Below are 17,579 nucleotides of genomic sequence, written 5' to 3' on the forward strand. Positions count from 1 at the left end.
TTGTGAGAACATGAGACTTAAGACAAAATATCATGGTGAAATAGAAGCCGCAAGCGACAGCATCATCCAATTTCCATCGGGCATTCCGGGGTTTTTAGATGAAAAGGAATTTGTGCTTTTGCCATTTGGCGCCGAATCGCCATTTTTTATTTTGCAATCGGTCAACACAAAGGAACTTGCTTTTGTCATGACTATTCCTTTTTTATTTTTCAAAGACTATGCTATTGACTTAGACGATGCCACGATTGAGCAGCTGGAAATCGAGTCGGAACAAGATGTCGCTGTCTATGTAATTTTAACGTTAGAAGACCCGTTCGAAAACACAACCGCCAATCTGCTTGCACCAATCATCATCAACCAGAAAAACAAACGGGCCAAGCAAGTGATTTTAACAGGCACTACTTATAAAACGAAGCATCCACTTATGGAACAGAAGGAGGTGTGAAGCCGTGCTCATTTTAACAAGAAAGCTGAACGAATCCATCATTATCGGCGACAACATCGAAATAACCATCACCGCCATCGAAGGCGATCAAGTCAAACTCGGCATTAAAGCTCCAAAACAAATCGACATCCACCGAAAGGAAATATACGACACCATTCAAACAGAAAACAGCGCGGCTTCCCGCACCGACCTTGACCTGTTAAAACATTTTCAAGAAAAGCTCAACAAAAATAAACCTGAGGTTTGAGCTGGAAAACCGTAACCAAACAAGGATGTTCAACCATTTTATTTTTCTATTAAAAAAGTCCCGTTTTTTCTTTAAACCCTATTAAACATCAAAAAAACAATCCGATATAAAACATGAAAAGAGCAGCGGCGGCCGACGCGGCTCTTTTCATACCACATGGACGTGGAAAAATAACAATTCAAGGAGGAAAAAATCATGAGAATTAACCACAACATCTCGGCGTTAAACACTTACCGCCAACTTTCATTTAACAACACACAAACTGCGAAAAACCTTGAAAAGCTTTCTTCCGGCTACCGCATCAACCGCGCTGGCGACGATGCAGCAGGTCTTGCGATCTCTGAAAAAATGCGCGGCCAAATCCGCGGACTGGAAATGGCATCTAAAAACGCACAAGACGGTATTTCTTTAATTCAAACGGCTGAAGGAGCTTTAAACGAAACTCATTCCATCCTTCAACGTATGCGTGAATTAGCTGTGCAATCAGCAAACGATACAAATACAGATACAGACCGTGCCGAACTTCAAAAAGAAGTAGATCAATTAATTGAAGAAATTGATCGCATTGCTAAAACAACTCAATTCAACACTAAAAATTTGTTGGATGGTTCATTGTCAAATGCAGGTAGTGGACTGATTTTCCATATTGGTGCAAATTCTGGGCAAAATGTAGAACTAACAATTGCTAACATGAAAGCTAGTGGAATAGGGGTTAGCGGTTTAAAAATTAATACTCAATCTGGTGCAGATGCTGCAATCACCATTATTGATAATGCAATTAATACAGTTTCTTCAGAACGTGCAAAACTTGGTGCAATGCAAAACCGCTTAGAGCATACTATCAACAACTTAGGCGCTTCTGCTGAAAACTTAACTGCTGCTGAATCTCGTATTCGCGACGTAGATTATGCCTTAGCTGCCTAAGCAGTGACAGGCACAGTCGTCCTAGCTGGAAACGGCTAGGAGTATCACCGGGTGAATTGCTGGAAACCCCTTAGAGCCTTTGGCGCCACAACGTAGCTGGAAACGGCATGCGTGATGGCTTGAAAAGTCAAAGGATTGGGCAACCGAGCAGCCAAGCTCCTGTCTCGAAAGAGTGGAGAAGGTTCAACGACTAGGACATACCGCCTAAGGCGAATGCTATGGCGATGAAGTCCGTAGGATGTACAGGATTCTTCCATCGTCCTGTATCAATCCGAAGTGCCCGGCCCCTAACTAGCGTTAAGCTAGCGGGTGAAGAGATAGTCTAGTCATTTGTGAAAGCAAATGTTCGCACGATGGCGAAAGAAATGATGGAATTCACGAAGAACAACATCCTTTCTCAAGCAGCGCAAGCGATGCTGGCTCAAGCAAATCAACTTCCACAAGGCGTATTACAATTGCTTCGTTAATTTTCTATTACTTAAGAGAGGCTCTAGTTTTCTAGAGTCTCTTTTATATTCAGCGTACTCAGCTAAGCTGTTATCTGCTAGTTGGTGCAAGTCCAACCCGAATTCCAACGGTAAAAGACCGAGTTGTACAGATGGCAACGAAAATGGTCATGGAACCCATCTTTGAAGCAGACTTCCAAGACTGTTCATATGGGTTTAGACCGAAAAGAAATGCTCATCAAGCCATCGCAAGGATTCGAAAACTGTGTAGGAAGCAATACTGGGTAGTAGATGTGGATATTAAAAGGGTAATTTGACAACATCAATCAAGAAAAACTGATGAAGTTAGTGGAAATGAGAATCAGTGACCGCCGAGTGTTGAAACTGATTCGGAAATGGCTGAAAGCGGGGGTAATGGAAGATGGACAGTTTCATAACACCGAAAAGGGTACCCCGCAGGGCGGAGTCATTTCGCCTCTTTTAGCGAGCAGCTACCTGCATTATATGGACACGATATGAAAGAAGAAGTTCCTACACTTAGGAGAACTGGTGCGATACGCAGATGATTTCGTGATCATGTGTCGTACGAAAAACGAGGCGCTGGAGAGCATTCAAGTACTAAAAGCCATCATGAAGAAATTCGACCTTGAAATCAACACAGAGATCCAAACTGGTCAACCTATGGGACGACACAAACGGATTTGACTTTCTAGATCTACACCATCGGAAATTTCCTGTGATGAACAAGGGTGGCTCGAAAGTTTATGTCATGCCTCACATTCCAAGTAAGAAAGCCAAGAAGATGAAAATGAAGATTAAGGAATATACGAGTCCAAGGAACAAGCGATTTATGGACATCAAAGAACTGGTGAAAGGGCTCAATCGAATTTTACAAGGATTTAAGAATTACTACAGTATTTCGGCCATCGCCAAGAAGTGGCTAAATAAAGTGGACTGGAATGTATTAGAAAGACTTACTCTGTACTGGAATAAGAAGAAGACCCAAAGGAAGAAACATGCGAGAATGAAAGAAGTTATAAAATTAACGCAAGGCTTATTAGTGAAATTAGCAAGTTAGACAAGAACGAAAGCCAAAGGAAGAAGAACGTCGGAAAACCGTATGAGGGAAAACCTCACGTACGGTTTGATGAGGGGAAGCTGAGAGCAAAAGAGACAGCATAGGCTGTCCCTTTGAAAACAGTTTTCTATTCTACTTGTTGAATAAAGAAAACTGTGATTTAACATTTTCGGGAGTGGTTATGTGCTAGTCTATTGTGAATCTAAAAATGACAATGGGTTAGTAATCTTTGACGTATATTCATTGGATGATTTAAGGGAATGGTGGGAATCTCGTGGTTTTTCCGTTCCGTGGAATGAAGAAGATAGTCGAAGTTTAATAGAATTGGAAAATGTGAAATGGGTTAAGCAAAAATGTCCGAGAGAAGGAAAATGGTATGAACTACCTGAAGAATTTTGGGGAAATTTCAAATATGACTTAAAAAAATTTAACTTTCATTCTAAAGATAGATTCCTTTTATTTCGTATATCGGCGAAATACATAAGTGAACAAGAAGTGGATTTTGTACAATATAGGGTGTATAAAGAATGGAAGATTTGAAAGATTTTTTTTCACAAATTTCTTGGAGTGAAGAAGCTAAATTAATTGTATGGGATGTGGGACACGGAAATTGGAATGAGGTACGTGTTGGAAATAATAGGATATTTTTTGATATTGGAGCTGATAAATATTATAGATTATCAGATAAACAAAATTTAATTGAAAAGATTGCCATTAAGGAAGATGATGTGATTTTTATCATAATTAGTCATTGGGATGTAGACCATTATCAATCGTTACTGTTTTTTCAAAATGAAACTTGTCAAAAGATAGCGGGAATTATTGCGCCGGAGTTCATACCGCATACGAACACTGCCAGAATGGTGGTAAATTATATTGAGCAGCATCATATAAAATTTTTTCGTATTTCCGGTTTTCATAAATCAAGTAAAGAGGTAGAACTAAATTGTATTTACGATTCACAATATTTGAAATTATATAGATCTAGATCAAAGAAAATTTCATCACGAAACTTAGATAGTATTGTCCTATTTGTTAAAGGGAATAATGTAGATATTCTTTTTACTGGTGATCAACAATATCATAAGCTTTATCAATATATTTTATCAACAAATGTTCATGACAAAGAAAATAAAAAATTAATATTGATCGTTCCGCACCATGGTGGAAACAGTGGTAAACTTAAGCCAGATGATTGGGAAAAGTTTAATTATGAAAAAATTATTCTTTCTTATAGTGACCGAAATCATTATTGTCATCCGAAATCAGCAGTTATGGACAACTTAAAGCAAATAGATAAGCAAAATGGGGAAAATATTTGTGAAACGAATGGGAAAAATATTTGTGAGAATTTAAAAATTTTTTGATTTAGATAGTTTATGGAAAAAGATGATTTTTCGTGGAATCACAATCTCGGTCTTTATGCATTCCGATGATACAGCCTAATTTCGCCTCTGTCAAAACGGTTTCGTATCGATGACCTTTTCGTACAGACACCTCATCGAAACTTAAAACCAGTTCATCCTTATCTAAAGCTTCATGAATTTGTTTTTGATGAAGGGCAGCTTTTTCTTGAGCGACCGAGTAGTACATTCTCTCTAAGGTCGAATACGGAATCTTGTTTTCGACTTACATCTTGTATAGTTGTATCCTGACATAATTCAAACAAGTATTCACGATACTTATTCGTTTGGTGTTTATTAGGTTGAATCGACTCATAAGGCTCCGAGAATATCGATTGACAATTTTGGCATTGATATCGTTTGACCAGCACAAATAAATACACAGAATGATTGAGAATAGGAAGATTACGAACCTTTCTTGTCCTCCTGTCATGGACATAAGAAGTCATACATCTACAATAAGGACAACGTTCCTCATGACACTTTTTTTGAACATGAACAAAATATTGATTGGAGAAAGAAAGTTGTTTAATCACTTCAAATTCTGGCAATTCTAGTGATATAGAAAGCACTTACAAAACCTCCTTATGTTTGTGTGGTAGCTAAAATTATTGCCAGGTTTTTGTAAGTGTTTTCTTCTTTTTTGCCAAAATCACAAAAAGTGGTGATGAATCACAATTTAAAAGCGAATTTTTAACTAGATTTTTTTAGTTTGAGATAGAAAAGCATAGAAAAATTATTGTACTTATATTCCATCCAGTTTTGGATTTGACCAACTGCAAATATTTCCAATGTCTTGATTCAATCCTTATTTGATATGGTTTTTGTGGAGCATTTTCCAAAAATATATGAACATGCTGGCGGTAAAAGGATAAATAACCCTCCCTTGTTTCAATTATTTTATATAATTGAGGTAGCAAATTTAATTGTTTGTTAATTTCATCTGTAGGCCTTTTCAGATCAATGTTTTCGGTTAAATAAATAGTCGTTCTTTTTGCACCATTATGTTTATAAATAATAGGTATTTGGAGAATTTTTCTGTTCATTGATTGGTGGAGATAAGGATTTATTAGCTGTTGAAAATAAATAATTTGTGCTTGATCATACAATACGAGACGATTTTGCTTATCAAGAGAGAAAACGAGTGAAAATTTGTACTCCAGCAACTTGATCAACTGCTTGTTTTCTTCATTTCTAAAATTATCTGTTGAGAGAACTATCTTTCTAGGAATATGATTTTCTGTTTTTAAATAGCCGTCATCTTGATACCACCATGCGAGCGCTTCCTCATTTAAATACATATGCAAAAATGGAAAAGGAATCCGTTTGATCCGATTTTTATACCATATTTTTTCAAGTTCCGTAATTTTTTCTGCAGTTTTTGATTGAACAATGTAACATTCAGTGAAGCCCCTTTTGATTCTTTTATCTTTTACAAATTTATACTTTGGTTCATTTAACGGAATATATTCTTTTAGAGATTGAAAGCAATGCCAAGCCCATTGTTTATCATGGATATTATGGACAAATTGAAACCTAGGCTTTCGTCCCTCTTGTTTTGTAAGACAACCATCACCTAATAATTTTCCGCATAAACGAGATAAAAAGTTATTTTGTGAGCTCACTTTTAATCACCTTAAACAAAACATATGTTCGTATATATTGTAACATAAATTGATAATAGTTGCCAAAGTTTACTGCTAAGATTTTGAGAAATATATGCATAAATAACTGAGTTAAATTCTGCTTTTAAGCTTAATAAAAAATTTAGGGATTACATGGTTTATTCTTATTACGTATTGTATTCTATATTTATATTTTGTTGGATTTTGTCGATATAATATATAAGAAACCATCAGTTGAGGAGTAGCGCGATGAATATTATTTTTCAAGATAAAGTGTTAAAAATTAACGGAGATAATCTTGATGAGCTCGAAAAGTTTATGAAACACGTAAATGCAAGATTAAATGAAAACGGGCTTGTTTTTAGCCATTTTCTTGTTAACGGTACGCCATTTTATTCTGATATACAAGATTTAATAAATGAATACGGCAATCAGGAGGTTCCTGTTGAAATAGTTGGAATCACTGAACGTGAATGGATGTTAGAATTGAAACATGAAGGCTATCAATATATTGAAAGGGCAGAACAGGTTTTAATACAGCTGTCGGAAAAATTGTACGCAGGAGAAAACACGGGGGACATATGGCAGCAATTTGTCCATCTTTCCGAAGGACTTAATTATTTGTACCAAATTTTTTCCCAATCCAAATTGGGCGAAAAACATGAAAACATTGTCGCCGGAATAAGATCCGTATCTGAGCAGCTCCTTCAAGCAATGGAAAATCTAGATTTTACCCTTATAGCGGATTTTATTCAATTTGAACTTTTACCGTTATTTGCACAAATGAAAGAGATATTAAAAGCAGAGGACGATTCAAATGCTAATTGATAATCGAATCATTTTGCGGGAAAAAGCGAAAAATGTTTTAGAACGGTTAGATGAATTAAACGAATCAGAGAATGTAAAATTAATTGAGGCGAAAAACGGACAAAAAACGCTGCAAATCAAAACAAACAACCAAAAGCAATTTATTCACAGTGCTTATAATCCTGAAAAAGAAACAGCTGTTTTCGTTGAAAAAATAAAAACAAAATTAGAAGAGAGGGAGCCGATCATTTTTATCGGTTTTGGGCTTGGATATCATATTGAAGCTATAGCAGAAGCGTTTTCGCCTTCTTGGTTTTCTATTATTGAATTTAACCCTTCCATATTAAATAAATCACTTAATGTCATAAATTTAAAAAAGAAAAAAGTCTATTCAAATATCAAACATTTACATTTAATTGAAAAAGAAGAACACATTTTACCAGCGATATTACAAGATGTCAACGATGTAAACACCCCCCCGCAAATCATTGTGTTACCTAGCTATGAAAGAATTTTTAAAGAAGAAGTCAATCGATATTTCACTGCATTTCAACAATATTTAAAAGAGAAAAAAAATCGTTTTATCACGACGATCAGCTTCCAAAAACGCTGGACGTATAATAGTTTAAAAAATTTCCCGTATTTATTAAAAACGCCAAACATATTAACCGATTTTGATACATCTTTGTTTGAAAACAAACCTGCTATTTTAGTTTCTGCAGGACCGTCTTTAAATGAAGAAATTAACAACCTAAAAAAAATTAAAAAAGATCGTTCTGCTTATATTTTCTCTGTCGGCTCTGCGATCAATGCATTAATTGAACATGATATATATCCGGATGCAGCATTTACATACGACCCTACTGAAAAGAATCAGTTCGTTTTCCAAAAAATAAAAGAAAAAGGAATCACAGATATTCCGATCGTTTTCGGTTCCAGTGTTGGATTTGAAACATTGGAAAATTACCCGGGGAAAATGGTGCATTTTATTACAAGTCAAGATTATATTTCAGCACATATCATCAAACATAACGAATATGATCATATCGATATTGCAGTTGACTCTCCATCCATCGCAATTATTACTTTACAATTGCTAAATCATTTAAATTTTAATCCTATTATTTTAGTGGGGCAAAATTTTTCCTATCAGCAAAATAAACGTTATGCATCAGGAATTGAGTATGATTTTGTGAAAAATGAATTAAACGAAAAAGAAATAGAGAATGCATTTGAAATCGAATCAGTTGACGGAGGCAAAGTTCTCACAAATGACGGATTTGTCCGGATGAAAACAAGTATGGAACTTATTTTATCGGGGATGAAAGATAAGACAGTTTATAATACGACTAAAAATGGAGCAAAAATCAAGCATACGATTTATAAAGAATTAACATCCATTATCCAAGAACTGCCCCAAAATATTGTAATGAATCATTGGCTGTCAGATCAAAAACCTAATTACAATCTCAAATATATAAAAGAACAATGGCAGCAGTTGATTGCGGATGCGGAACAAATAGAAGGAAAAATAAAAGAAATTAATAGCTTCATAAATAAAATAGAAGAAATGGTCAATGCAAGAAAATTGAATAAGCTGCACCGTTTATTTAAAGAAGTGGATGAAAAAACAAATGAAGTGTTAAAAACATTATTTTACAAAGCATTTCTTCGGCCAATGACACAATTTGAATATGAATTGGCATCAAAGGAAATAACCGCTGTCCGAGACAGCTCTGATCTCATTCACAAATCAAACGTGATTGTGAAGGAATATAGACGCCTAATCGCTGAGTGGGTTGTATCGTATCGGTTGGTGGCGGTGGATATTTCTAAAATATATGAACAAATATTGGGGATAAAAGGAAATGGAGAGGAGGGGTAAAGTGGAAAAGATTTTAGTTACTGGTGCTGATGGTTTTATCGGTTCTCATTTAACGGAAGAATTGGTTCGGCAAGGCTATAATGTAAAAGCTTTTGTTTATTACAACTCTTTCAATTCATGGGGATGGTTAGATCATTCGCCATTAAAAAACGAGTTTGAAGTGTTTGCGGGAGATATACGTGATCCGCATGGTGTAAAAGAGGCGATGAAAGGATGCGATGTCGTCTTACATTTAGCTTCTTTAATTGCGATTCCTTATTCTTATCATTCACCTGATACATATATCGATACGAATATTAAGGGGACATTAAACGTCCTACAAGCAGCACGTGAATTAAATATTCAAAAAGTTGTTCATACATCCACAAGTGAAGTGTATGGGACGGCACAATATGTGCCAATTGATGAAAATCATCCGCTTCAAGGCCAGTCTCCGTATTCTGCTTCTAAAATTGGGGCAGACCAAATGGCAATCGCTTTTTACCGTTCGTTTGAAACGCCTGTTGCGATTGTTCGTCCTTTTAATACATATGGTCCAAGACAATCGGCAAGGGCGGTTATTCCGACGATTATTACACAACTTGCATCTGGTAAGCGGAAAATCAAACTTGGTTCGCTTCATCCGACACGTGATTTTAATTATATAAAAGATACAGTAGAAGGTTTTATTTCTGTGATGAAACAGGATCAGTCAATCGGTGAAGTCATCAATATCGGCAGTAACTTTGAAGTATCGATTGGTGACACTGCAAGGCTTATTGCTGAAATCATGGGTGTCGATATTGAAATTGAAACAGATGATGTTCGGATTCGCCCAGAAAAAAGTGAAGTAGAAAGATTGTGGGCAGACAATTCGAAGGCCAAAGCTTTACTGGGCTGGGAGCCCGTTTATGGTGGAAAAGAAGGATTTAAAAGAGGCTTAAAAGAAACAATTGAATGGTTTACAGACGAAAGAAACCTATCTCAATATAAGGCAGATGTGTATAACATATGAGCGATGTTTTATTAGAATTAGCTAAAAAAATTAAAAACATGTGTCCAGAGAAAGATTTTATACCGCTGCATAAACCAATGTTCATAGGAAATGAAAAAAAGTATGTAGCTGATTGTATTGAGACAGGCTGGGTATCTTCTGTAGGGAAATATGTAGACGAATTTGAACGATTATTAGCGGAGTTTACTGGTGTAAAAAGAGCGGTTGCTGTTGTGAACGGAACCGCCGCCCTTCATATTGCTTTAAAGATTGTTGGGATTCAGCCAAATGATGAAGTGTTAATTCCTTCGTTAACCTTTGTCGCAACTGGGAATGCAGTTGTTTATTGTGGGGCTATTCCGCATTTTGTGGATGTCTCAAAAACAACATTAGGTATTGATCCATTTAAGCTTGAAGATTATTTAAAAGATATAGCGATAGTAAAAAATAATGTTTGTGTAAATAAACAAACCGGTAAAATCATTCGAGCGGTTGTTCCGATGCATACATTTGGCCATCCTGTTGATTTAGATCCATTGTTAGATATATGTGAGCGATGGAATTTAATCATGGTTGAAGATGCCGCGGAATCGCTAGGTTCCTATTATAAAGGGATTCATACAGGAAATTTCGGAAAAGCTTCTGCCATGAGTTTTAATGGGAACAAAATTATTACAACCGGCGGTGGAGGAGCAATTTTGACGAATGATGAGAAACTGGCAGATTATGCGAAGCATCTTACTACTACTGCCAAACTCCCTCACCGCTGGAAATATGAACATGATGAGATAGGCTATAATTATCGTATGCCAAATATAAATGCAGCATTAGGATGTGCACAACTAGAACATTTAGAAGATTTTATTGAAAAGAAACGCCAACTTGTTAATAAATATGAGCAACTCATAGAAGGGCATCATGGAATTAAATTGTTTAAAGAGCCTGAGTTTGCGAAAAGCAATTACTGGCTGCAAACATTAATTTTTGATGAAAAAATTTATAACATAGATGAGGTTTTGGAAACGTTAAATAACCATAACGTGATGTCCAGGCCTGTATGGAAGCCGTTACACCTGCTGACACATTTTCAAAACTGTCCAAAAGCTGATTTATCGATTACAGAACAATTACAGTATCAAATTGTAAATGTTCCTAGTAGTCCATACTTAGGAGAAGATGCAGATGAATAAAAGAAAAATATGTGTTGTAACAGGTACAAGAGCAGAATACGGTCTTTTATATTGGTTAATGAAAGAAATACAGTCAGATCCTGATTTAGAACTGCAAATTATTGCGACAGGCATGCATTTATCTCCAGAGTTTGGATTGACCTATAAGCAAATTGAGGAAGACGGTTTTGTGATTAATGAAAAGGTCGAAATGCTGCTATCTAGCGATACACCGGTAGGAATTGCCAAATCCCTGGGGTTGGGGACAATTGGATTTGCAGATTCTCTAAATCGATTAAAACCTGATATTTTAGTCCTATTAGGGGACCGGTTTGAAATATTAGCAGCGGCTCAAGCGGCGATGATTGCCAGAATACCAATTGCCCATATTCATGGGGGAGAATTAACAGAAGGGTTAATTGATGACCCAATACGTCATTCTATAACAAAAATGTCTCATATCCATTTTACTGCAGCTGAGGAATATAGAAAAAGAGTTATACAAATGGGGGAGCAGCCTGAAAGGGTATTTAACTTTGGGGCTCCAGGAATTGATAATATTTTTAAATTGAATTTGCCTAGTAAAGAGCAATTAAAAAAAGATTTGCAAATAGATTTTGAACAAAAAGTTTTTTTAATCACCTATCATCCAACGACATTAGAAGAAGGAACAACAAAGCAGCAAGTTGAAGAATTATTATCGGCTCTTGATAGTTTTCCAGAGGTACAATTATTATTTACTAAATCGAATTCAGATACTGAAGGAAGGATTATTAATCAACTATTTGAGGAATATGTAAAAAAAAATAAACATCGTGCAAAAATATCTACAACATTGGGGCAAGTTAGATATTTAGCTAGTTTAAAGTATTGCTCATTAGTGATTGGAAATTCTTCAAGTGGGTTAATTGAAGCTCCTTTATTTAAGGTTCCAACCATTAATATTGGTGATCGGCAAAGAGGTCGGTTAAAAGCGAAATCTGTTATAGATTGTTCTCCATCTAAAGATGACATAATTAGAGCAATCAAACTATCACAAAGCAAAGATTTCCAAAACTCTTTAAAGGAAGTTACATCTTTATACGGAATTGGTGATACGGCAGTAAAGATTAAAGAAAAATTAAAAGAGATTGATTTAACGAATATATTGAAAAAATCTTTTTTTCACGTGGATGTGGAAGTATGAAGGTTTTATTTATCGGATGTGTAGAGTTTAGTTATCAATTATTAAAGACGGTTCATGAGCAGACTGAGGCTGAAATAGTAGGAATTGTATCGAAGGAACATTCTACGTTTAATGCCGACTTTAAATCCCTTATTCCTTTTGCAATAGAAAATAATATTCCTTATTTGAATTTCTTGAACAATGAACAATTAAGTGAATGGTTATCTTGTTTAGAATATGATGTAATTTATTGTTTCGGTTGGTCTCATTTACTACCTTTGAATATTATAAAAACAGCAAAACTAGGAGCGATAGGTTATCATCCTGCGTTATTGCCTGAAAATCGAGGAAGACACCCTATTATTTGGGCTTTAGCTTTAGGATTAGAGAAAACTGGCTCAACTTTTTTCTTTATGGATGAAGGTGCGGATAGCGGGGATATAGTTAGTCAAGTTAAGGTACGAATAGAAAAACATGATACAGCAATGGATCTTTATAAAAAGCTAATGGATGTAGCAAAAAAACAAGTGATTCAATTTACAAAGGAACTTATGCAAGGTAGTTTAACACCGATACCTCAAGACCATCAAAAAGCAAATTATTGGAGAAAAAGAACAAAACAAGATGGTTTGATTGATTGGAGAATGACAAGTGAGTCTATTTATAACTTAGTACGGGCATTATCTGAACCGTATGTTGGAGCTCATTGTTGTTATAATGACCATGATTATAAAATATGGAAAGTATCGATTGAGGACATGAACAAATTTAATGTTAAACAAAATATTGAACCAGGAAAGGTTATTAAAGTGTTTCAGAATAAAAATAGTTTTATAGTAAAAACAGGTGACGGGATTATCGAAGTATTACAACATGAATTTAAGAACCTTCCGAAAGAAGGAGAGTATTTAATATGAAGGTTATAATTATCACTCCACATCCTGATGATGAAACTCTTGGGTGTGGAGGTACAATACTACGTCATAAAAAAGAAGGCGATCAAGTTTGTTGGTTAATTGTGACGAAAATGGGCGATGAATTTGAACTTAGCAGACGTACGAAGAGAAATGAAGAAATTGAACGAGTAAAAGAAATGTATGGTTTTGATGAAGTTTTTCAATTGAATTTTGATACGGGTGCTTTAGATCGTATTCCATTAGGAAATATCATTAATGAAATTAGCCAATGTTTTAACAGATTCCAACCAAATATAGTATATTTGCCTTATAGAAGTGATATTCATAGTGACCACAAAGTTGTTTTTGATGCTACAGTAGCTTGTACAAAATGGTTTCGCTACCCATTTGTCAATAAAGTTCTAGTTTATGAAACATTATCGGAAACGGATTTTACTATCAATCCCGATTCAAATCATTTCCACCCTAATGTTTTTGTAGACATCGCACCGTACTTAGAAAAGAAAATCGAAATTATGAAAGTATATGAATCAGAACTTAGTGAACACCCATTTCCTCGTAGTGTAAAAGCAATAAAATCATTAGCATATTTACGAGGAGCGGCAGCTGGCTACGAGGCAGCAGAGGCTTTTATGCTTTTAAAAGAGAGGTTATAGGTATGTCGAAAACACTTATAATTGCTGAAGCGGGAGTTAATCACAACGGTTCCTTAACCTTGGCATTTCAACTCGTTGATGCCGCAGAAAAAGCCGGTGCGAATGCGATTAAGTTTCAAACTTTTAAAACTGAACATTTGGTCACAAAATCAGCGCAGCAGGCAGAATATCAAAAAAAGAATATTGGAAAATCCTTATCACAATATGAAATGCTGAAAAAACTGGAGTTAAGCTATGAGAACTTTAAAAAGCTAAAGCAATATTGTGATGAAAAAGGTATTATGTTTTTATCTACACCTTTCGATTTAGAAAGTGTAGATTTTTTAATTCAAGAATTGAAATTGAATATTATAAAAATACCATCTGGCGAAATTACAAATGCTCCATATTTACATAAAATTGCATTGCATGGTGTCGATGTGATTTTATCGACAGGAATGGCTACAAAGGAAGAAATTCATCATGCACTAGCGTTTTTAGCTTACGGCTTTGCGAAAAAAACGGATGTTTCATTTGATAAAGTAAAACGTTTTTATCAAACAGATGAAGCCAAAATGATACTGCAAGAAAAAGTAAGCATTTTACATTGTACAACTGAATATCCGACACCATACGAAGATGTACATTTGAATGCAATGGATGATATGGAAAAAGAATTTCATCTTTCGATTGGATTATCGGATCATACAGAAGGAATTGTCGTTCCGATTGCCGCAGTTGCAAAAGGAGCAAAAATCATTGAAAAACATTTTACATTAGATAAGAGATTGCCAGGCCCTGATCATAAAGCATCATTAGACCCATATGAATTAAAAGAAATGATTCAATCGATCCGAATCATTGAAAAAGCTCTTGGTGAAAAGCAAAAAAAACCGACACAGACAGAGCTGAAAAATAAAGAAGTGACTAGAAAAAGTTTAGTTGCGGCTAAATCAATTAAAAAAGGAGAACTATTTACCTTTGATAATCTAACGGTGAAGCGGCCTGGAACTGGAATTGAACCATACTATTATTGGGATTGCATAGGACAAAAAGCAGGGCAAGATTATGAAGAAGATGAGGTTATAAAGTAATGGGCTTAAAACCGGTGATTATTATTGGAAATGGTGGACATGCGAGAGTATTGGTTGACATTCTATTACTGCAGAAAAGAGAGATAATAGGTTATACAGCACCTAACGAGGAAAATAATCCTTACAGTATTACTTATTTAGGTGGAGACGAGGAAATATTAAAATATGATCCGCAAGAAATTGAATTGGTTAATGCTCTCGGTTCTATATCTGATACAAAACCTAGAGCAAACATTTTCAACATCTTTAAATCAAAAGGTTATAAGTTTTCTACGATCATTCATCCTTCTGCTGTGATTTCTGAAACAGCTACATTAGGTGAAGGCGTGCAAATAATGGCAGGTGTCGTTATTCAACCATTTGTTAAAATTGACGATAATACTATTGTAAACACCTCAACTAGTATAGACCACGACTGTTGTATAGGTAAACATTGTCATATTGCGCCGGGATGTGTTTTATCTGGCGGAGTTTTTGTTGGAGAGGGAACTCATATAGGTACAGGAACAAAAATTATTCAAAATGTCACAATCGGAAAAAATGTGTTAATAGGTGCAGGATCCTTAATTTTAAGAAGTATTGGCGATAATAAGAAAGTTTATGGTAGTCCTGCTAAGGAAGTGAGTAAATGAGAGACTGGAAAGAATTGTTAGTATCTCCTTTTACATCTATTATCGAAACGATGAAAAATATTGACCAAACCGCTGCACAAATTGCTTTAGTAGTGGATGATGATTTCCGACTTTTAGGTACAGTGACAGATGGAGATATAAGAAGAGGGATTTTAAAAGGTATTTCACTTGATGACCGAGTATCAAAAGTTATGAATAGAAATCCGATTACAATGAGAAAGGGAGCATCGAAGCAGGCAATTAAAAGGTTGTTTCAAGAAAAAAAACTACGTCAGCTTCCAATTTTGAATCAAAACAATCAAGTAGTAGATGTCATTTTCTCGGATGTATTATTGGATTCAGTTTCTTTTGATAATTGGGTTGTCTTAATGGCAGGGGGATTAGGAACCCGCCTTCGTCCTTTGACAGAAACCATACCAAAGCCGATGTTAATAGTCGGCACAAAGCCGATTTTGCAAACGATATTAGAAAGTTTTATTGAACATGGATTTCATCGGTTTTACTTTTCCGTCAATTATAAGCGTGAAGTAATTAAAGAATATTTTGGTTATGGTTTGGAATGGGGAGTAAGCATCCAGTACCTTGATGAAGATCAAAGACTAGGTACTGCTGGCGCGCTTTCTCTTTTTACTGAGAAGCCGACAAAGCCTATTATTGTTATGAATGGAGATATTTTGACAAAAGTAAATTTTCAGCAGCTTCTACAATTCCATGAAGAAAATGATTCTATCGCAACAATGTGTGTAAGAGAGTATCAGCATCAAGTACCTTATGGAGTAGTGCGAACTGAAGGAACAAGGCTTTGTTCGATTGAAGAAAAACCGATTGAACGCTATTTTGTTAATGCGGGAATATACATACTGAACCCTGAAGTATTGGATTTAATACCCAAAAATGAATATTTTGATATGCCTTCTTTGTTTGAATTACTAATAAAACTCCAAAAGAAAGTAAATGTCTTTCCTGTTCGAGAATATTGGTTAGATATTGGAAAAATGCCGGATTTTGAAAAAGCTAACCTGGAGTTTGCGGAGGTCTTTAAATGATTAATGGTAAAAAAATTTTGGCTATTATCCCTGCACGGGGTGGTTCAAAAGGAATTCCGAAAAAAAATATCAAACCTCTTAAAGGAAAACCGTTAATTGCGTGGACAATAGGTGAAGCAAAAAAGTCTCGCTTTTTAGATAAAATGATTGTTTCCACTGACGATGAAGAAATTATGAATGTTGCAAAAGAATGGGAAGCCGAAGTTCCGTTTTTAAGGCCTTCAGAATTGGCTAAAGATGAAACACCTGGGATCGCTCCGGTGCTGCATGCATTAGAATATTTTTCAGATTATGAATATGTTGTCGTCTTGCAGCCAACATCGCCATTAAGAATAGCAGAAGATATTGATCAAGCTATTTATTTATGCGAAAAAAATAAAAGTAATTTTTGTGTGTCTGTTGCTGAAAGTAAAATTATACCAGATTGGATGTTTCGTATAAATAATCGAGGAATATTAGAACCTTTAAATAGTAATAGAGAAATTCCTTATCAAAGACAAAAAACTAAAAAAACTTATGTTCTTAATGGAGCAGTATATGTGGGAAGAACAGAGACATTGATAAAAACACATTCCTTTTTAACACCAGAAACTATCCCATATATAATGCCTAGCAACCGTTCTATAGATATAGATGATATGGATGATTTTTTGTATTGCGAGTATTTATTAGAAAAACGTTAAAGTAAATAATAATCCTATTAATATAATGAATGTATTATTTTCTTGAAAACCCTCGCTCACTGGCAAGGGTTTTCTCTAAAGTTTGACAAAGAGGATCACTCGGATTTTACATCGCAATATACAAGCTATTCCATTCAATCTCGCAGTATTTCAATCTCATTGCCCCCAATGTCTATCCTTTTGATTAAGCCCGTATCGAGTTATTTCACATCATTTAAAGATAGAAGAAGTAAATCATATGAAATATCTAGATACCACTCTGCCTTAATAAATTTGCAATTCTTCAAAGGAAAATAGACTTTCTTGTAGAATATACAAAGTGACTTCCTCCTTGTGGATTTTTGTGGTTTGGTCACTTCAAAATTCTACAAATAAGGGGTGAAGTCCTTTTTTATGCTTTAGAAA

General features: G+C 35.2%; 20 protein-coding genes and 1 pseudogene. 19 read left to right on the forward strand and 2 right to left on the reverse strand.

All coding sequences use genetic code 11. The features are described from left to right. Nucleotides 1-10 precede the first annotated feature (10 nt). The 8 genes from fliW (at nt 11) to NSS70_RS03330 (ending at nt 4,507) form a co-directional block, all read left to right on the forward strand. Nucleotides 11-445 carry a flagellar assembly protein FliW gene (gene fliW / locus NSS70_RS03295; protein ID WP_339194229.1) on the forward strand — a complete coding sequence of 145 codons (435 nt, stop codon included), beginning with the start codon at nt 11-13 and terminating at the stop codon, nt 443-445. 4 nt (nt 446-449) lie between these two features. Beyond that, complete coding sequence (gene csrA / locus NSS70_RS03300) at nt 450-692, forward strand: carbon storage regulator CsrA (RefSeq protein ID WP_339198730.1); 243 nt, start codon at nt 450-452, stop codon at nt 690-692. Nucleotides 693-887: 195 nt separating this feature from the next. Continuing rightward, nucleotides 888-1,616 (forward strand): flagellin N-terminal helical domain-containing protein, encoded by a 729-nt coding sequence (locus NSS70_RS03305; protein WP_339198732.1) that lies wholly within the window; start codon nt 888-890, stop codon nt 1,614-1,616. A 332-nt stretch (nt 1,617-1,948) separates the two neighbouring features. Continuing rightward, nucleotides 1,949-2,083: a flagellin gene (locus NSS70_RS03310; protein WP_395994365.1), complete on the forward strand. Its 135-nt coding sequence runs from the start codon at nt 1,949-1,951 to the stop codon at nt 2,081-2,083. 333 nt (nt 2,084-2,416) lie between these two features. Then, nucleotides 2,417-2,581: a hypothetical protein gene (locus NSS70_RS03315; RefSeq protein WP_339198734.1), complete on the forward strand. Its 165-nt coding sequence runs from the start codon at nt 2,417-2,419 to the stop codon at nt 2,579-2,581. A 331-nt stretch (nt 2,582-2,912) separates the two neighbouring features. After that, nucleotides 2,913-3,140 (forward strand): group II intron maturase-specific domain-containing protein, encoded by a 228-nt coding sequence (locus tag NSS70_RS03320; protein ID WP_327847939.1) that lies wholly within the window; start codon nt 2,913-2,915, stop codon nt 3,138-3,140. A gap of 183 nt (nt 3,141-3,323) precedes the next feature. Then, on the forward strand, nt 3,324-3,680 hold the full coding sequence (locus tag NSS70_RS03325) for a hypothetical protein (protein WP_327847940.1): 357 nt from the start codon (nt 3,324-3,326) through the stop codon (nt 3,678-3,680). Further along, complete coding sequence (locus NSS70_RS03330; protein WP_327847941.1) at nt 3,668-4,507, forward strand: hypothetical protein; 840 nt, start codon at nt 3,668-3,670, stop codon at nt 4,505-4,507. Before NSS70_RS03325 ends, NSS70_RS03330 begins: the two co-directional genes overlap by 13 nt. 31 nt (nt 4,508-4,538) lie before the next feature. On the opposite strand, the pseudogene NSS70_RS20755 reads toward NSS70_RS03330, so the two are convergent. Both NSS70_RS20755 and NSS70_RS03340 read right to left on the reverse strand, forming a co-directional pair. Continuing rightward, nucleotides 4,539-5,115: pseudogene (locus NSS70_RS20755) on the reverse strand (transposase family protein); the annotation flags it as partial. A gap of 135 nt (nt 5,116-5,250) precedes the next feature. After that, entirely contained in the window at nt 5,251-6,168 is a 918-nt protein-coding gene (locus NSS70_RS03340; protein WP_327847943.1) for an endonuclease, read from the reverse strand. Nucleotides 6,169-6,417: 249 nt separating this feature from the next. Between NSS70_RS03340 and NSS70_RS03345 the strand changes: the two genes are divergently transcribed. Genes NSS70_RS03345 through NSS70_RS03395 form a run of 11 tightly spaced genes read left to right on the forward strand, consistent with a single transcriptional unit; the run spans nt 6,418 to nt 17,174 of the window. Continuing rightward, nucleotides 6,418-6,996 (forward strand): hypothetical protein, encoded by a 579-nt coding sequence (locus tag NSS70_RS03345; RefSeq protein WP_339198737.1) that lies wholly within the window; start codon nt 6,418-6,420, stop codon nt 6,994-6,996. After that, nucleotides 6,986-8,860 (forward strand): motility associated factor glycosyltransferase family protein, encoded by a 1,875-nt coding sequence (locus tag NSS70_RS03350; protein WP_339198739.1) that lies wholly within the window; start codon nt 6,986-6,988, stop codon nt 8,858-8,860. The genes NSS70_RS03345 and NSS70_RS03350 overlap by 11 nt, the downstream gene beginning before the upstream one ends. Further along, the gene (locus NSS70_RS03355; RefSeq protein WP_340880921.1) at nt 8,844-9,854 is read left to right on the forward strand and encodes an NAD-dependent 4,6-dehydratase LegB; all 1,011 of its coding nucleotides are present in this window, start codon (nt 8,844-8,846) and stop codon (nt 9,852-9,854) included. Before NSS70_RS03350 ends, NSS70_RS03355 begins: the two co-directional genes overlap by 17 nt. Next, on the forward strand, nt 9,851-11,023 hold the full coding sequence (locus NSS70_RS03360; RefSeq protein ID WP_340880922.1) for a LegC family aminotransferase: 1,173 nt from the start codon (nt 9,851-9,853) through the stop codon (nt 11,021-11,023). The genes NSS70_RS03355 and NSS70_RS03360 overlap by 4 nt, the downstream gene beginning before the upstream one ends. Next, entirely contained in the window at nt 11,016-12,188 is a 1,173-nt protein-coding gene (gene neuC, locus NSS70_RS03365) for a UDP-N-acetylglucosamine 2-epimerase (protein ID WP_340880923.1), read from the forward strand. Before NSS70_RS03360 ends, neuC begins: the two co-directional genes overlap by 8 nt. After that, nucleotides 12,185-13,084, forward strand: coding sequence for a formyltransferase family protein (locus NSS70_RS03370; protein WP_340880924.1), 900 nt, complete (start codon nt 12,185-12,187; stop codon nt 13,082-13,084). The genes neuC and NSS70_RS03370 overlap by 4 nt, the downstream gene beginning before the upstream one ends. Further along, nucleotides 13,081-13,740, forward strand: a complete 660-nt coding sequence (locus NSS70_RS03375) for a PIG-L deacetylase family protein (RefSeq protein ID WP_340880925.1) — start codon at nt 13,081-13,083, stop codon at nt 13,738-13,740. The genes NSS70_RS03370 and NSS70_RS03375 overlap by 4 nt, the downstream gene beginning before the upstream one ends. 2 nt (nt 13,741-13,742) lie before the next feature. Then, a complete protein-coding gene (gene neuB, locus NSS70_RS03380; RefSeq protein ID WP_340880926.1) occupies nt 13,743-14,813 on the forward strand; it encodes an N-acetylneuraminate synthase in 1,071 nt (356 codons plus the stop codon). Further along, nucleotides 14,813-15,445, forward strand: coding sequence for an acetyltransferase (locus NSS70_RS03385; RefSeq protein WP_340880927.1), 633 nt, complete (start codon nt 14,813-14,815; stop codon nt 15,443-15,445). The genes neuB and NSS70_RS03385 overlap by 1 nt, the downstream gene beginning before the upstream one ends. Next, nucleotides 15,442-16,491 (forward strand): nucleotidyltransferase family protein, encoded by a 1,050-nt coding sequence (locus NSS70_RS03390; RefSeq protein ID WP_339198763.1) that lies wholly within the window; start codon nt 15,442-15,444, stop codon nt 16,489-16,491. The genes NSS70_RS03385 and NSS70_RS03390 overlap by 4 nt, the downstream gene beginning before the upstream one ends. Next, nucleotides 16,488-17,174 carry an acylneuraminate cytidylyltransferase family protein gene (locus NSS70_RS03395; RefSeq protein ID WP_339198766.1) on the forward strand — a complete coding sequence of 229 codons (687 nt, stop codon included), beginning with the start codon at nt 16,488-16,490 and terminating at the stop codon, nt 17,172-17,174. The genes NSS70_RS03390 and NSS70_RS03395 overlap by 4 nt, the downstream gene beginning before the upstream one ends. Nucleotides 17,175-17,579 lie beyond the last annotated feature (405 nt).

The sequence above is a fragment of the Aeribacillus sp. FSL K6-2848 genome, assembly GCF_038004325.1.
Classification (GTDB): Bacteria; Bacillota; Bacilli; order Bacillales; family Aeribacillaceae; genus Aeribacillus; species Aeribacillus composti.

Excerpts from the sequence above, each read along its gene's own strand:
- NSS70_RS03395 (WP_339198766.1), top strand. The coding sequence starts at position 16,488 with ATGATTAATGGTAAAAAAATTTTGGCTATTATCCCTGCACGGGGTGGT.
- NSS70_RS03370 (WP_340880924.1), top strand. The coding sequence starts at position 12,185 with ATGAAGGTTTTATTTATCGGATGTGTAGAGTTTAGTTATCAATTATTA.
- NSS70_RS03320 (WP_327847939.1), top strand. The coding sequence starts at position 2,913 with ATGGACATCAAAGAACTGGTGAAAGGGCTCAATCGAATTTTACAAGGA.
- NSS70_RS03375 (WP_340880925.1), top strand. The coding sequence starts at position 13,081 with ATGAAGGTTATAATTATCACTCCACATCCTGATGATGAAACTCTTGGG.
- fliW (WP_339194229.1), top strand. The coding sequence starts at position 11 with ATGAGACTTAAGACAAAATATCATGGTGAAATAGAAGCCGCAAGCGAC.
- NSS70_RS03305 (WP_339198732.1), top strand. The coding sequence starts at position 888 with ATGAGAATTAACCACAACATCTCGGCGTTAAACACTTACCGCCAACTT.
- NSS70_RS03360 (WP_340880922.1), top strand. The coding sequence starts at position 9,851 with ATGAGCGATGTTTTATTAGAATTAGCTAAAAAAATTAAAAACATGTGT.
- NSS70_RS03330 (WP_327847941.1), top strand. The coding sequence starts at position 3,668 with ATGGAAGATTTGAAAGATTTTTTTTCACAAATTTCTTGGAGTGAAGAA.
- NSS70_RS03385 (WP_340880927.1), top strand. The coding sequence starts at position 14,813 with ATGGGCTTAAAACCGGTGATTATTATTGGAAATGGTGGACATGCGAGA.
- neuB (WP_340880926.1), top strand. The coding sequence starts at position 13,743 with ATGTCGAAAACACTTATAATTGCTGAAGCGGGAGTTAATCACAACGGT.
- NSS70_RS03350 (WP_339198739.1), top strand. The coding sequence starts at position 6,986 with ATGCTAATTGATAATCGAATCATTTTGCGGGAAAAAGCGAAAAATGTT.
- NSS70_RS03355 (WP_340880921.1), top strand. The coding sequence starts at position 8,844 with ATGGAGAGGAGGGGTAAAGTGGAAAAGATTTTAGTTACTGGTGCTGAT.
- NSS70_RS03345 (WP_339198737.1), top strand. The coding sequence starts at position 6,418 with ATGAATATTATTTTTCAAGATAAAGTGTTAAAAATTAACGGAGATAAT.
- NSS70_RS03315 (WP_339198734.1), top strand. The coding sequence starts at position 2,417 with ATGAGAATCAGTGACCGCCGAGTGTTGAAACTGATTCGGAAATGGCTG.
- neuC (WP_340880923.1), top strand. The coding sequence starts at position 11,016 with ATGAATAAAAGAAAAATATGTGTTGTAACAGGTACAAGAGCAGAATAC.
- NSS70_RS03390 (WP_339198763.1), top strand. The coding sequence starts at position 15,442 with ATGAGAGACTGGAAAGAATTGTTAGTATCTCCTTTTACATCTATTATC.